This is a genomic window from Mucilaginibacter terrae, from assembly GCF_042679325.1.
In the GTDB taxonomy this organism is placed as follows: domain Bacteria; phylum Bacteroidota; class Bacteroidia; order Sphingobacteriales; family Sphingobacteriaceae; genus Mucilaginibacter; species Mucilaginibacter terrae.
On record NZ_JBHTMJ010000018.1, the window covers coordinates 262,505 to 275,724 of the forward strand.

The following is a 13,220-nucleotide window of genomic DNA, read 5'->3' on the forward strand; positions in this document are numbered from 1 at the left end:
GAACTTACCCCATCAACTCCTTCATCAGCTTATCAAACTCTATTCGTATAGTAGCCAGTTCTTCCTCAAGCTTGGTAACACGGGCTTCCAAATCTGAAGTTGCTGAACCCGATCCGCCGGTACTAACCTCCGGTTCATCATCTTCAGGAATCTCCAGGCTTTCGCCCAAAAGGTGCATATAACGGGTTTCTTTTTGGCCAGATTTACGAGGCAGCTGGGTGAGGTAAGCCAGCTCGCCGGTGCTTAGCTTCTCCAGTGTTTTCTGCAAATCATCTAACGATTCAAACTCATATAAACGGCCCGAGTTAGTATTGAGTTCGCCAGGGGTTTGCGGTCCGCGTAAAAACAGCAGGCAAATCAACGCTACTTCGGCAGGCACCACGGGGAACACAATAGCAAAGTTGTGTTTGTATTTAACGGCCCTGCTGCTGCCACCCGTTGCCGTTGAAATCAATCCTTTTCTTTTCAAGGTATCCAGCGTGCGTACCACCGTATCCTCGTCATACTGCACTACCGGTTTGCGGGCCGATTTCTGGTTACAGGCAGCCGTTAAACTGTTGATGGTCATGGGGTAATAGTCGGGCGTGGTGCGGCTCTTTTCCATCAGCGAACCTAATACGCGAATCTCTTCGGATGAAAGCTTAGGGAGGTTTATAGAGTAATCCATTGTTTAGCAATTAGGGAAAGCGGGCAGTTATTTCAAGCGGATAAATTTCATACCGCAAGCCTCACGGCATGGCGGGTTCAGCAGCAAGGTGTCTTTGGAAACCTTGTAACGATAGTCTATCAGATCGGCATTATGTTCTATGGTCATGTTCAAATGTAAACTATCGGCAATGGCATAATGCGTAGTGCCTGGCATAGCGTTACCAGTAATGCTGCCATCGGTTTTAAATTCGGATATCAACGAACTGTCTTTACTAACCGCAGCCCATTTAGCTTTGCCATCGCCAATATCGGCCAGGGTTTCGGTCATTTTCCATTTGCCTACTAATGTGGGTGTAGTAGTGCTGGTCTTTTGTGTGGTACAAGCTGCAAAGGCGAAGACTAAAAGAACCCCACCCCAACCCTCCCCGGAGGGGAGGGCTTTTAAAATCCTTTTAATTTTTTTCAACATATTTATTTTAGATAAGATGATTATTAATCTTTAAGCCCTCCCTCCCGGGGAGGGTTTGGGAGGGGCTTACTCAAACACCACCGTTTTATTCTTATAAACAAACACCCTATCGTTCAATACCAGTTGCAGGGCTTTAGCTAACACGGCGGTTTCAATTTCACGACCGGCTTTTACCATATCGGGTGCGGTAAAGGTATGATTAACATGGATAGTTTGCTGGGCTATTATGGGGCCATCGTCCAAATCGTTGGTAACGAAGTGAGCAGTAGCACCTATCAATTTTACGCCGCGCTCGTAAGCTTGCCGGTAAGGGTTGGCTCCCACAAAAGCCGGTAAAAACGAATGATGAATATTGATTAACCGCATGGCAAACCTGGCCACAAACGCTGGCGAAAGGATGCGCATAAATTTAGCCAGCACCACAAAATCGGGGTTATACTGCTGAATAGTTTCAGCAACGTACTCTTCAAAATGCTGCTTACTTTCCTGCTCGTGACTTATATGGTGGAACGGAATGCCAAAGCGCTCGCAAATATCCTGCAATACGGCATGGTTGCCAACTACGGCCTGTACACTGGCGCCCAGGGTTTTAAAATAGTTACGCACCAAAATATCGGCCAGGCAATGGTACTCTTTGGTCACCAGTACTACTATCTTTTTTTCAGGAGTTGGATTAATGGTGATAATAGCATCTTGGGGCAACAAGGGTTTTAATTCTGTTTCAAGCAGGTTCTGACCTGCCGGCTGTTCCACATTGAGTCGGATAAAAAAACGGTTCTCGGCTTTATCTACATACTCATCCATTGATATGATGTTGAGCCCAGCCTTAGTAAGCACTCCCGAAATGGCCGATACCAAACCCACCTGGTCTCGGCACTGAATTATAACGATCATAAGGCGGGAAAGATAAGTAATTATTTGATTGCCGACCTGCAATTATATGCCTAAAATCTAATGGTTAAGCGGTTATTAAAGTCGCATTTAATAAGTACTAATTAAAAATCTTAATTATATACATACTAAAAAAGGCCGTTATCCGAAATTTATTTAATTATCTACTGCCATTTAAGCTCAAGAGCAGCTAAAAAATATTTGTCTGTTTCGCACTCATGCCACTCAAAATCAACCCGTTATTTTATTTATATGAAATATTTTATCGTAAAATTAATTTAAAGTAAAATATTCAGCGTGAGTTAGTTACACGCTTACTTGGCGTTAGTGGGGATAAAGTTATGAACGATAGGTGTTAATAACTTTTTAGTGGGAAAAAGTGGAGGAAAGTGGAAATTCTATGTTACTTTTACATAACAAATATTAGAATAGTAGTAGGCATGTCCCACTTTTTAGGTGAATTTGATTGTAAACTGGATGCTAAAGGGCGGATGATGATCCCTACAGGCCTCAAAAAACAGCTTCCAGAAGCTGAAAGGGAGGGTCTTGTGATCAATCGTGGCTTTGAAAAACACCTGGTGATCTACACCCGTAAAGAGTGGGATAAAATAGTTGACGACCTGAGTAAGCTGAACCAATACGAGAAACGTACGCGCGAATTTATCCGCTACTTTACCCGTGGTGCAAGCGAGTTGTCGTTAGATGCCTCAAATAGGGTGTTGCTGCCTAAGGCTTTGCTGGAATATGCAGGAATTGGTGCCGATGTGGTATTAAGTTGCCAGTTTAACAAAATAGAGGTTTGGGATCAGGCAGCATACGACGCGCAAATGGATAGCGCTCCCGAAAATTTTGCTAACCTGGCCGAAGAGGTAATGGGTGGTTTAGGAAGGGGAGGCAATGAGTAGCTATCATAACCCGGTAATGCTGCAGGAGTGCATCGAGGCTTTAAATATTAAGCCTGGTGGAACTTATGTAGATGTAACCTTTGGTGGCGGCGGTCATTCGCGCGAAATTATGAAGCACCTGGGTAAAGAGGGTCGTTTGATTGCCTTTGACCAAGATGCCGATGCGCAGCAGAATATAATTGAGGATGACAGGTTTGAGTTTGTAGATCAGAACTTTCGTTACCTCAAAAACTTTTGCCGCTTGCATGGTGCTTTGCCGGTCGATGGTATTCTTGCCGATTTAGGTGTATCGTCTTACCAGTTCGATCAGGCTGATAGAGGTTTTTCTATTCGTTTTGATGCCGAGCTGGATATGCGGATGAACCAGTCATCGGAGCTAACGGCCAAGCAAGTGGTGAATACTTATACTGAAGCTGAACTGCACCGTATTTTTGGTATTTACGGCGAAATACAGAATGCAAAATCGCTGGCACGTACCGTGGCAACCGCGAGGTTGAATGGTCCGCTGAATACCATTGCCGATTTGAAAAATGCTATTGCCGGTTTAATACCGCGTGGTAAAGAAAATAAATACCTGGCGCAAGTGTTCCAGGCCTTACGCATTGAGGTTAATCAGGAACTGGAATCTTTAAAGGATTTTTTAACCCAAACGGTGGAAGTACTGGGTACCGGCGGCAGGTTGGTGGTGATGTCTTACCATTCGCTGGAAGACAGGCTGGTTAAAAACTTCATTGCTAAAGGCAAGTTTAGCGGCGAGGTAGAAAAAGATTTTTATGGTAACGACCAAAAACCGCTGGAGGCTGTAAGCCGTGGCGCAATTAACGCTACCGAAGAGGAGATACAAGAGAACAATAGGGCACGCAGTGCCAAGTTAAGGATAGCTGTAAAAAGATGAGCAACCGTTTACGTACAGAAATTCAGGAAGAGGAAGCTGAAAAAGAGCTTTTGGTTGAAGAGCGCCCGGTGCCCGAAAACCCGGAGAACTTTATAACCAACCTCATGAGCAAGGGTATTGTAACTACTGATTCGGTTACACGGGCTTTACCATTTGTGTTCTTTTTGGTGTTTTTGGCTATGGTTTATATTGCTAACCGTCAACTGGCCGAAAATACTATACGTGATATTGATAAAGTGAGTAAGGAAGTAAAAGAGTTGAGCTGGGATTTTAAGACTACCAAAGCCGAAATGGCTTATAAGAGCACTCAAACCGAGGTGGCTAAGCGTGTGGATACTTTAGGTATTGCCGCGCCTGTAGAGCCGCCTCAAAAATTAGCAGATGTGGAGGTGGTAAAATGAATATCAGGACTAACATATTACTACGCGTGTACCTGGCCTTTGGGTTAATTGTGGTGCTGGCGTTTGCCGTGTTCTTTAAACTTTGTCACCTGCAATTTGTACAGGGTGCCAAGTGGAAAGCCATGGCCGATAGCCTATCGACCAAATACGTGAATATTGATGCCGCCCGTGGTAATATTTTTGCCAACGATGGTAGCTTGCTGGCTACATCAGTTCCCGAATACGAACTGCACATGGATATGCTGGCCGGTGGTATTGCCGATAAAGAGGTTTTTTACGAAAAGGTAGATTCATTGGCCATGAAAATGTCGCAGTTTTTTGGCGATAGGCCTGCCAGTGAGTATTCGAGGATCTTACGTGAGGCCCGTAAGGATAGCCTGCGTTACCAGCTGATCCGTCGTAAGGTTTCATACCAGGACCTGAAAAAGATCCGCAAATTCCCTATTTTCAACTTAGGTCGTTACAAAGGCGGGCTGATCATTGTTCAGCAAAACAAACGCATTTTGCCGTTTCGTTCGCTGGCTGCCCGTACCATTGGTTACAGTAACTTAAACGTTAAAAATCCGGTAGGTTTAGAGGGTGCTTACGCCGGCTATATTAAAGGTGAAAGTGGCAAACGTTTAATGCAGCGTATTGCAGGTGGGGTTTGGATGCCAGTTAACCAGGAAGAAGAGATCGCGCCTAAAGAGGGTGCCGATATTATATCGACCATTGATGTTAATTTTCAGGATGTTACGCAAAGTGCATTGTTAAAACAACTCATTATAAGCAATGCCGATCATGGCGCGGCTATATTAATGGAGGTTAATACCGGCGAGATTCGTGCGGTAGCCAACTATTCGAAAGTAGCGCCGGGCGAGTATCAGGAAAAATTTAACTATGCTATAGCCGGTAACCAGGATCCTGGTTCAACTTTTAAAATTGCATCATATTTGGCTTTGTTAGAAGATAAATTGGTGGATACCAATACCATGGTAGCTACTGGTACCTATCCTATTCCCGGTCATACTATTACAGATTCACATGGCAGTATTGGAGTGGTAACCGTAAAAAGGGCGTTTGAAGAGTCATCAAACGCCGCGGTTGCCTACTTAGTAAATAAAAATTATAAAAGTAACCCTTCCAAATTTACCGATCATCTGTACGATTGGCACCTGAACGAAAAAATGATTTTGCAAATACCGGGTGAGGCCCAACCGGTGGTTAAAAGCCCCAAAAACACCAGCTGGAACAAGAACATGACATTGCCGCAAATGGCTTACGGTTACGAAATGCAGTTAACGCCACTGAAAATGCTATCGTTCTATAACGCTATTGCCAATAACGGGAAATACATAGCGCCCATTTTTGTAAAGGAGATCAGGCGCTTGGGTAACCCGGTTGAGCAATTTAAAGCCCGCGTAATTAATAACAAAATTTGCTCAGACGTTGCCTTGAAAAAAATGCAGGAAATGATGGAGGGTGTAATTACCGAAGGAACCGGTAAAAACATCATTTATAATCCGCTATACCGTATTGCAGGTAAATCGGGTACGGCACAGGTAGCCGATGCCAACAAGGGTTATAAAGGTAAAAGGCAATATCAGGCATCATTCGCGGGTTATTTCCCGGCCAATAAGCCCAAGTATTCATTAATCGTTGTTATCAACGATCCTAAGAACGGTTATTACGGTGCGGCAGTTGCTGGTCCGGTTTTCAGGGAAATTGCTGATAAAGTATATTCAAGCGATTTGGAAATGCAGCAAAACGTACCAACCCGTTTGGTAGGTAACACGCAGATGCCGCAGATTAAAACCGGTAACGTAAAAGCGCTGCAGCAAGTGTACAGCAAATTAGGAGTAAAGCCTTTATACGCTTCAAACGCTCCCCGCTCGGTTGATACGAGCAATGGCATTGCTCCACAGGAAATAAAATATAAACGCGGTGCGGTGCCATCGGTTACCGGTATGGGTTTAAGCGATGCCCTGTATGTAATGGGTAACGCCGGTTATAAAACAACTGTGCGCGGCAGCGGCATGGTGGCGCGCCAATCGGTAACGGGTGGCAGCCTGATACCTAAGGGTTCACGCATAACATTAGAACTGGAATAATGAGATATTTAAGCGACTTACTGGAAGGCCTGGCCTTTACCGAACTTCAGGGCAGCGCCGATGTGGAGATCACCAGCGTGGTTTTCGACTCGCGCAAGGTGGTGCCGGGGTCGCTTTTTGTGGCCGTACGCGGTACCATGGTCGATGGTCACGATTATATGGAAAAGGCCGCCCAGGATGGTGCAGCTGCCATTATATGTGAGGATTTGCCCGGCCATACCGTAGGCGAAACGGATTTCATCATGGTTAAAAATTCGGCCGAAGCTTTAGGTATTATTGCTGCTAATTTTTACGGAAATCCATCGCAGCAGCTAAAGCTGGTAGGGGTAACTGGTACCAATGGTAAAACTACCACGGCTACCTTATTATATCAATTGTTCTGCGATCTGGGTTACAAATGTGGTTTATTGTCTACGGTTGAAAATCAAATTAACGGACAAATTATACCCTCTACTCATACCACACCCGATCCGGTTGCACTGAATGAATTGCTGGCCGATATGGTAGCCAAGGGCTGCGATTATTGCTTTATGGAAGTAAGCTCTCACGCTGTCGCCCAGCATCGTATTGATGGGCTGACCTTTGCAGGTGGTATTTTTTCCAATTTAACACACGATCATTTAGATTATCATAAAACATTCGACAGCTACTTAAAAGCCAAAAAGGGCTTCTTTGACGCGCTGCCTAAAGGTGCATTTGCATTAACCAACATCGACGATAAAAACGGTAACGTGATGCTGCAAAACACCAAGGCCACCAAAAAAACTTACGGCCTTAAAAACATGGCCGATTTTAAGGTAAAGATACTGGAAAACCAGTTTGGCGGCTTGTTGCTTACCGTTGATGGCGAAGAAGTTTGGTTTAAAATGGTAGGCAGTTTTAACGCTTATAACCTGTTAGCAGTTTATGCGGCTGCCACATTATTAGGTCAGGAAAGGTCGGCCGTATTAACCAGCTTGAGCAAACTAAGCGGTGCCGAGGGCCGATTCGATTATACTATTGCCCCAAACAAGGTAATAGGTATTGTGGATTACGCCCACACGCCCGATGCCGTTCAGAACGTATTGAGTACCGTGCATGACATCCGCAAGGGGACCGAAAAGGTAATTACCGTTATAGGCTGTGGCGGCGACCGCGATAAAACCAAGCGCCCAATAATGGCTAAAACCGCGTGTGATTGGAGCGACAAGGTGATCCTGACCTCTGATAATCCACGCACGGAAGACCCGGCGCAAATTATCCGCGATATGGAAGCTGGTGTAGATCCATCGAATCAGCGTAAAACAATTAGTATAGTAGATCGTCGCGAGGCTATTAAAACCGCAGTTCACTTATCCCAGCCTGGTGACATCATCGTACTGGCAGGAAAGGGGCACGAAAAATACCAGGAGATCAACGGAGTAAAGAATCATTTCGACGACAAGGAAGAATTGTTGAATGCCTTTGGCAAATTGAATGCATAAATAACTATAAACGTCATTGCGAGCGATAGCGAAGCAATCCCTGCGGAGGCATAAGAGACTCTATCAGTTCAGAGATTGCTTCGTACCTCGCAATGACGGGTTAATAAATAAAACAACTAACAACCAATAACTCAATAACCAAACAACTAACAAATGCTCTACTACCTATTTAGCTTTCTGGATCGCAACTATAATATCCCTGGTGCGGGGGTGTTCCAGTATCTGACGTTCCGCATGGCTATGGCGGTAATCGTTTCGTTGTTGGTGACTACCGTTTGGGGCCGCAGGCTAATCGATTATTTGCGCTTTAAGCAGGTGGGCGAAACCGTACGTAACCTGGGTTTGGAAGGTCAAATGCAAAAGGCTGGTACGCCAACGATGGGTGGTTTAATTATCTTGTTAGGCATTTTGGTGCCTACCTTGTTGTTTGCCCGGTTAGATAATATATACATCATCCTGATGCTGGTGACCACCGTTTGGTTGGGTGCTATCGGGTTTTTAGATGATTACATCAAGGTATTTAAAAAGAACAAAGAAGGATTAGCCGGAAGGTTCAAAATTACAGGTCAGGTTGGTTTGGCGCTTATTATAGGGTGGACCATGTATTTCAGTAGCGATATTAAAATGCGCCAGGAAGTAAAGCTGCCGGTTAAGTATGATGCCCCGGTAAGTTATCACTTAAAAAATGGTTCGCCGGTTTACACGCAGGACATCAAATCTACTAAGACCACCATGCCTTTTTACAAGAACAACGAGTTCGATTACGGTAAGGTATTGAAGTTTTTAGGTGGTAATTACGAGCGTTACGCACTCATGGTGTTCATGTTCTTTACGATTATGATCATCACCTTTATTTCCAACGGTGCTAATATAACCGATGGTATAGACGGACTTGCTACGGGTACATCGGCCATTATAGGGGTAACGCTTGCTGTGCTGGCTTATGTGTCGGGTAATATCGTTATTGCCGATTACCTGAACATTATGTACCTGCCTAATTCGGGTGAACTGGTGATTTTTGCCGGTGCGTTTGTAGGGGCTTGCGTTGGCTTTTTGTGGTACAACTCGTTCCCGGCGCAGGTATTTATGGGCGATACGGGCAGTTTAGCCATAGGCGGTATCATAGCCGTTTTCGCTATCCTAATCCGTAAAGAACTGATGTTGCCTTTGCTTTGCGGCATATTTGTGGTAGAAAACGCGTCGGTTATTATACAGGTGGGCTGGTTTAAGTTTACCAAGAAACGGTTTGGCGATGGTCGCCGGGTTTTTCTGATGGCGCCGCTGCATCACCATTACCAAAAGCGGGGTTTCCACGAAGCCAAAATTGTAACCAGGTTTTGGATCTTAGGGATTTTGCTGGCTATTATAACGGTGATTACTTTGAAATTGAGGTAGCCTCCCCCGACCCCCTAAAGGTGGACAATAGAAACAAGAGATAAGAAACAAGATACAAGAATAGCACATGCCAAACGAACAATCACATAACCCCAATCAAAAGCTCCCCCTTCAGGGGGCTGGGGGGCTTCTTGTGGTTTTAGGCGCCGGCGAAAGCGGTGTGGGTGCGGCTTACCTGGCCCGGCAGCAGGGGTATGAGGTGTTTGTTTCGGATTTTGGAGCTATTGTCGATAAATATAAAACTCAACTGATGGATTGGAATATCCGCTTTGAAGAAAAACAGCATACCGAAAGCGAGATATTGAACGCGGTTGAAGTGGTAAAGAGTCCGGGCATACCTGAAAAGGCACCTATAGTGAAGGTTTTACGTGCAAAAGGTATTCCGGTTATTTCGGAGATCGAGTTTGCCAGACGTTACACCGATGCTCAAATCATCGCCATTACGGGCTCTAACGGCAAAACTACCACAACGGGTTTAACTTATCACATCCTGAAAAATGCAGGGTTGAATGTGGGTTTGGCGGGAAACATTGGCAAAAGTTTCGCTTACCAGGTGGCTACGCAAAAGTTCGATTATTACGTGCTGGAGCTAAGCAGCTTTATGCTGGATGATATGTACACGTTCAAAGCACACATTGCCGTGTTGCTGAATATTACGCCCGATCATTTAGACCGGTATGATTATAAACTGGAAAATTATGCCGCCAGTAAGTTTCGCATTACGCAGAACCAAACGGCCAACGATTATTTTATTTACTGTGCCGATGATGCTGAAACCTTAAAAGGGATGGCCGACCGAACTTTTGCAGCTCAATTGCTGCCTTTTACCATACAAAAAACATTGCCGCTGGGGGCTTACCTCAATGGTGAAGAACTAACCATAAATACACCTCATAATAATCATTTCCAAATGACTATCACCAAACTTGCCTTACAGGGCAAACACAACATCTACAATTCAATGGCGTCTGGAATTGTGTCGAAAGTACTTGAATTGCGGAACGAAACTATCCGTGATAGCATGGGCGACTTTAAGAACGTAGCCCACCGTTTGGAGCACGTGGCCGATATTTCGGGAATCCGCTTTATAAACGACTCCAAGGCGACTAACGTAAACTCTACATGGTATGCCCTCGAAGGTATGCCCGATGGTAAAGTGGTTTTGATTTTGGGTGGAACAGATAAAGGCAACAACTATAACGAACTAACCAACCTGATAAAAAAGAAAGTGAAAGCGATTGTTTGCATGGGTGTTGATAATAGCCGCATCCATGGTGCTTTTGAAGATGACGTAAAAACTATGGTAGATACCGTCTCGGCTTACGATGCTGTTAACGCAGCTTACAAGCTGGCTACCAAAGGCGATACCGTTTTGTTATCACCGGCCTGTGCCAGCTTCGACCTGTTCAAAAATTACGAAGAGCGCGGCGAGCAATTTAAAAAAGCGGTAATGGAACTGTGATCAGAATTTCCTGAATTTAAGAATGAACGGAATAATATATAGCTAAACATAAATTCAGAAAATTATATAATTCAGCAAATTCTGATTCAGACAAAGAAAATCAGCGTAATCAATACAATCAATATTAATCAACGGCAACGGTACGATGTACAGACTTTTAGATAAAACCAAAGGCGACAGGTGGATTTGGCTGATAGTAATTATGCTATCCATCATATCATTGTTGGCTGTGTACAGTTCAACCGGTACGCTGGCTTACAAGCGTGGTGTAACTAATGAATCCATTTTGTTAAAGCATTTTTTCATGATGATTGGAGGCGGAGTGCTGATGTATGTATCTCATAAGTTAGACTACCGTTATTACGCTGGAATATCAAAATTACTGATGGTAGTTACGATACCTTTGTTATTATACACACTCATCTTCGGTAGCCACATTAATGGTGCAAGCCGGTGGGTCGCTCTTCCTGGTGGACTTACATTTCAAACTTCCGATTTAGCTAAGCTTGCGTTAATTACTTACCTGGCACGTACGCTATCGCGTAAGCAGGAAAATATAAAAGATGTAAAGCAATCATTTCTGCCAATAATGAGTTCGGTTTGTATTGTATTTGTTTTAATTGCTTTAGCTAATCTCTCAACCGCAGTAATGCTTTTTGGTGTAAGCATTTTATTGCTGATTATTGGTAGGATTAGTGTAAAGCAAATAGCGGTAGTAGGTGTAGCCGGTGCTGTACTTTTAGTTTGTGTTTTGGTTTTTGCAAAGCGTAGCTCTACATGGACATCGCGGGTTGAGACTTTTATGCACCCAGAAAAAGTAGATCGCGATAAATCTTTTCAATCAGATCATTCAAAAATTGCCATTGCAACCGGTGGTATCTTTGGTAAAGGGCCAGGTAACAGTACCGAGCGTAATTTCTTACCTCATCCATATTCTGACTTTGTGTATGCAACTATAATTGAAGAATATGGCTTGTTCGGCGGTGCTTTTATCATTGTAATGTATTTATTTTTATTGTATAGATGCATTAAAATAGTGACCAAAGCACCTAAAGCATTTGGTGCGTTATTAGCGGCGGGGTTAAGTTTTAGTTTAACTATACAGGCTTTTGCTAATATGGCCGTGGCTGTGGGTTTGGGTCCGGTAACGGGCGTGCCTATGCCATTGGTGAGTATGGGTGGTACTTCAATTTTGTTTACCAGTGTAGCTTTTGGTATTATCCTGTCGGTTAGTCGTCATATTGATGAGAACGAGGTGGCTACCAAGGCTAAGAAAGTAGTGGTAGGACAGATATTGGAAGTAGCATAGGCCGCAGGTAGCCCCCCAGCCTCCTGAAGGGGGAGTAGAAGAGAATAAAGAGTATAGAATCAAGAGTCAAGACATAAGAGATAAAGACAAGATGCCAAACGGACAAGCAAATAACCCCAATCAAAAGCTCCCCCTTAAGGGGGCGGGGGGGGCTGCGCCCGCACCACGCATCATCATTAGTGGTGGTGGTACGGGTGGGCATATTTTCCCGGCGGTGGCTATTGCCAATGCGCTGAAGAAACTGGACCCGGCTATCGAGATCTTGTTCGTGGGTGCTAATGGTCGTATGGAAATGGACAAAGTTCCACAGGCCGGTTATAAAATTATAGGGTTAGATATTCAAGGCATACAGCGCAAGGCGGTATGGAAAAACCTGCTGTTCCCCGTTAAACTGTTAGCCAGTTTAAACAAGGCAGCCGGTATCATCAAAGATTTTAAACCCGATGCCGCGGTAGGCGTGGGCGGCTATGCCTCGGGACCGTTATTGTATGCAGCTGCATTAAAAGGTGTGCCTACCTTAATACAAGAGCAAAACTCTTATGCGGGTATCACCAACAAGTGGCTGAGTAAAAAGGCAAAAAAGATATGCGTGGCCTTTGATGAAATGGACAAGTTTTTCCCGGCCGATAAAATTGTGAAGACAGGTAACCCGGTGCGCAAGCAATCGGTTGATACGGCGGGCAAATTAAATGAAGCTTTAAAGGAGTTTAACCTGTCGCCCAATAAAAAGACCATTTTGGTTACCGGCGGCAGCTTGGGTGCACGTACCCTCAACCAAAGTGTACTGGCTGGTTTAGATAAACTGATAGCTGCCGATGTGCAGCTGATTTGGCAAACCGGCAAAGTTTACTATGCCGGCATTATAGAAAAACTGGGAATGGATTATCATCCTAATGTGTGCATACTGGAGTTTTTAAACCGCATGGACCTGGCCTATGCAGCTGCCGATATCATTATATCGCGTGCCGGTGCGGGCACTATTGCCGAATTGTGTATTATAGGTAAACCGGTTATCCTGGTGCCTTCGCCCAACGTGGCCGAAGATCATCAAACTAAAAACGCGCTGGCCCTGGTGCAAACCGATGCCGCTTTTTTTGTGGCCGATAGGGATGCCGAAATTACTTTAATACCCAAAGCATTAGAGTTACTGAAAGATAAGAAACAACAAGCTAAATTGAGTGCTAACATTAGCAAATTGGCTTTGCCCAATGCCGATGAGGTGATAGCGCAGCATGTAATTGATATTATTAATAGTAGTAGAAAATAAAATATAAAAAACTCCCTCCCTACCG

At 44.4% G+C, this 13,220-nt stretch carries 12 protein-coding genes; 9 read left to right on the forward strand and 3 right to left on the reverse strand.

From position 1 onward, the window contains the following. Positions 1 to 4: 4 nt before the first annotated feature. The 3 genes from ACFQ3S_RS18750 to purU all read right to left on the reverse strand — a co-directional run bounded on the left by ACFQ3S_RS18750 (position 5) and on the right by purU (position 2,011). The gene (locus ACFQ3S_RS18750; RefSeq protein WP_377167362.1) at positions 5 to 667 is read right to left on the reverse strand and encodes a YceH family protein; all 663 of its coding nucleotides are present in this window, start codon (positions 665 to 667) and stop codon (positions 5 to 7) included. A gap of 27 nt (positions 668 to 694) precedes the next feature. Continuing rightward, a complete protein-coding gene (locus ACFQ3S_RS18755; protein WP_377167365.1) occupies positions 695 to 1,117 on the reverse strand; it encodes a hypothetical protein in 423 nt (140 codons plus the stop codon). Between the two features lie 66 nt (positions 1,118 to 1,183). Beyond that, positions 1,184 to 2,011 carry a formyltetrahydrofolate deformylase gene (purU, locus tag ACFQ3S_RS18760; protein WP_377167368.1) on the reverse strand — a complete coding sequence of 276 codons (828 nt, stop codon included), beginning with the start codon at positions 2,009 to 2,011 and terminating at the stop codon, positions 1,184 to 1,186. Between the two features lie 437 nt (positions 2,012 to 2,448). Between purU and mraZ the strand changes: the two genes are divergently transcribed. The 9 genes from mraZ to murG all read left to right on the forward strand — a co-directional run bounded on the left by mraZ (position 2,449) and on the right by murG (position 13,195). Next, a complete protein-coding gene (gene mraZ / locus ACFQ3S_RS18765) occupies positions 2,449 to 2,913 on the forward strand; it encodes a division/cell wall cluster transcriptional repressor MraZ (RefSeq protein WP_377167371.1) in 465 nt (154 codons plus the stop codon). Further along, a complete protein-coding gene (gene rsmH, locus ACFQ3S_RS18770) occupies positions 2,906 to 3,808 on the forward strand; it encodes a 16S rRNA (cytosine(1402)-N(4))-methyltransferase RsmH (RefSeq protein WP_377167374.1) in 903 nt (300 codons plus the stop codon). The genes mraZ and rsmH overlap by 8 nt, the downstream gene beginning before the upstream one ends. Continuing rightward, a complete protein-coding gene (locus ACFQ3S_RS18775) occupies positions 3,805 to 4,209 on the forward strand; it encodes an FtsL-like putative cell division protein (RefSeq protein ID WP_377167377.1) in 405 nt (134 codons plus the stop codon). Before rsmH ends, ACFQ3S_RS18775 begins: the two co-directional genes overlap by 4 nt. Then, positions 4,206 to 6,299, forward strand: coding sequence for a penicillin-binding protein (locus ACFQ3S_RS18780; protein WP_377167380.1), 2,094 nt, complete (start codon positions 4,206 to 4,208; stop codon positions 6,297 to 6,299). The genes ACFQ3S_RS18775 and ACFQ3S_RS18780 overlap by 4 nt, the downstream gene beginning before the upstream one ends. Next, positions 6,299 to 7,762 carry a UDP-N-acetylmuramoyl-L-alanyl-D-glutamate--2,6-diaminopimelate ligase gene (locus ACFQ3S_RS18785; protein WP_377167383.1) on the forward strand — a complete coding sequence of 488 codons (1,464 nt, stop codon included), beginning with the start codon at positions 6,299 to 6,301 and terminating at the stop codon, positions 7,760 to 7,762. Before ACFQ3S_RS18780 ends, ACFQ3S_RS18785 begins: the two co-directional genes overlap by 1 nt. Before the next feature lie 153 nt (positions 7,763 to 7,915). Then, positions 7,916 to 9,157 (forward strand): phospho-N-acetylmuramoyl-pentapeptide-transferase, encoded by a 1,242-nt coding sequence (gene mraY, locus ACFQ3S_RS18790; RefSeq protein ID WP_377167386.1) that lies wholly within the window; start codon positions 7,916 to 7,918, stop codon positions 9,155 to 9,157. A 67-nt stretch (positions 9,158 to 9,224) separates the two neighbouring features. Further along, on the forward strand, positions 9,225 to 10,619 hold the full coding sequence (murD, locus tag ACFQ3S_RS18795) for a UDP-N-acetylmuramoyl-L-alanine--D-glutamate ligase (RefSeq protein ID WP_377167389.1): 1,395 nt from the start codon (positions 9,225 to 9,227) through the stop codon (positions 10,617 to 10,619). Positions 10,620 to 10,764: 145 nt separating this feature from the next. Next, positions 10,765 to 11,928 (forward strand): FtsW/RodA/SpoVE family cell cycle protein, encoded by a 1,164-nt coding sequence (locus ACFQ3S_RS18800; protein ID WP_377167392.1) that lies wholly within the window; start codon positions 10,765 to 10,767, stop codon positions 11,926 to 11,928. A gap of 91 nt (positions 11,929 to 12,019) precedes the next feature. Continuing rightward, a complete protein-coding gene (gene murG, locus ACFQ3S_RS18805; RefSeq protein ID WP_377167395.1) occupies positions 12,020 to 13,195 on the forward strand; it encodes an undecaprenyldiphospho-muramoylpentapeptide beta-N-acetylglucosaminyltransferase in 1,176 nt (391 codons plus the stop codon). Positions 13,196 to 13,220: the final 25 nt, after the last annotated feature.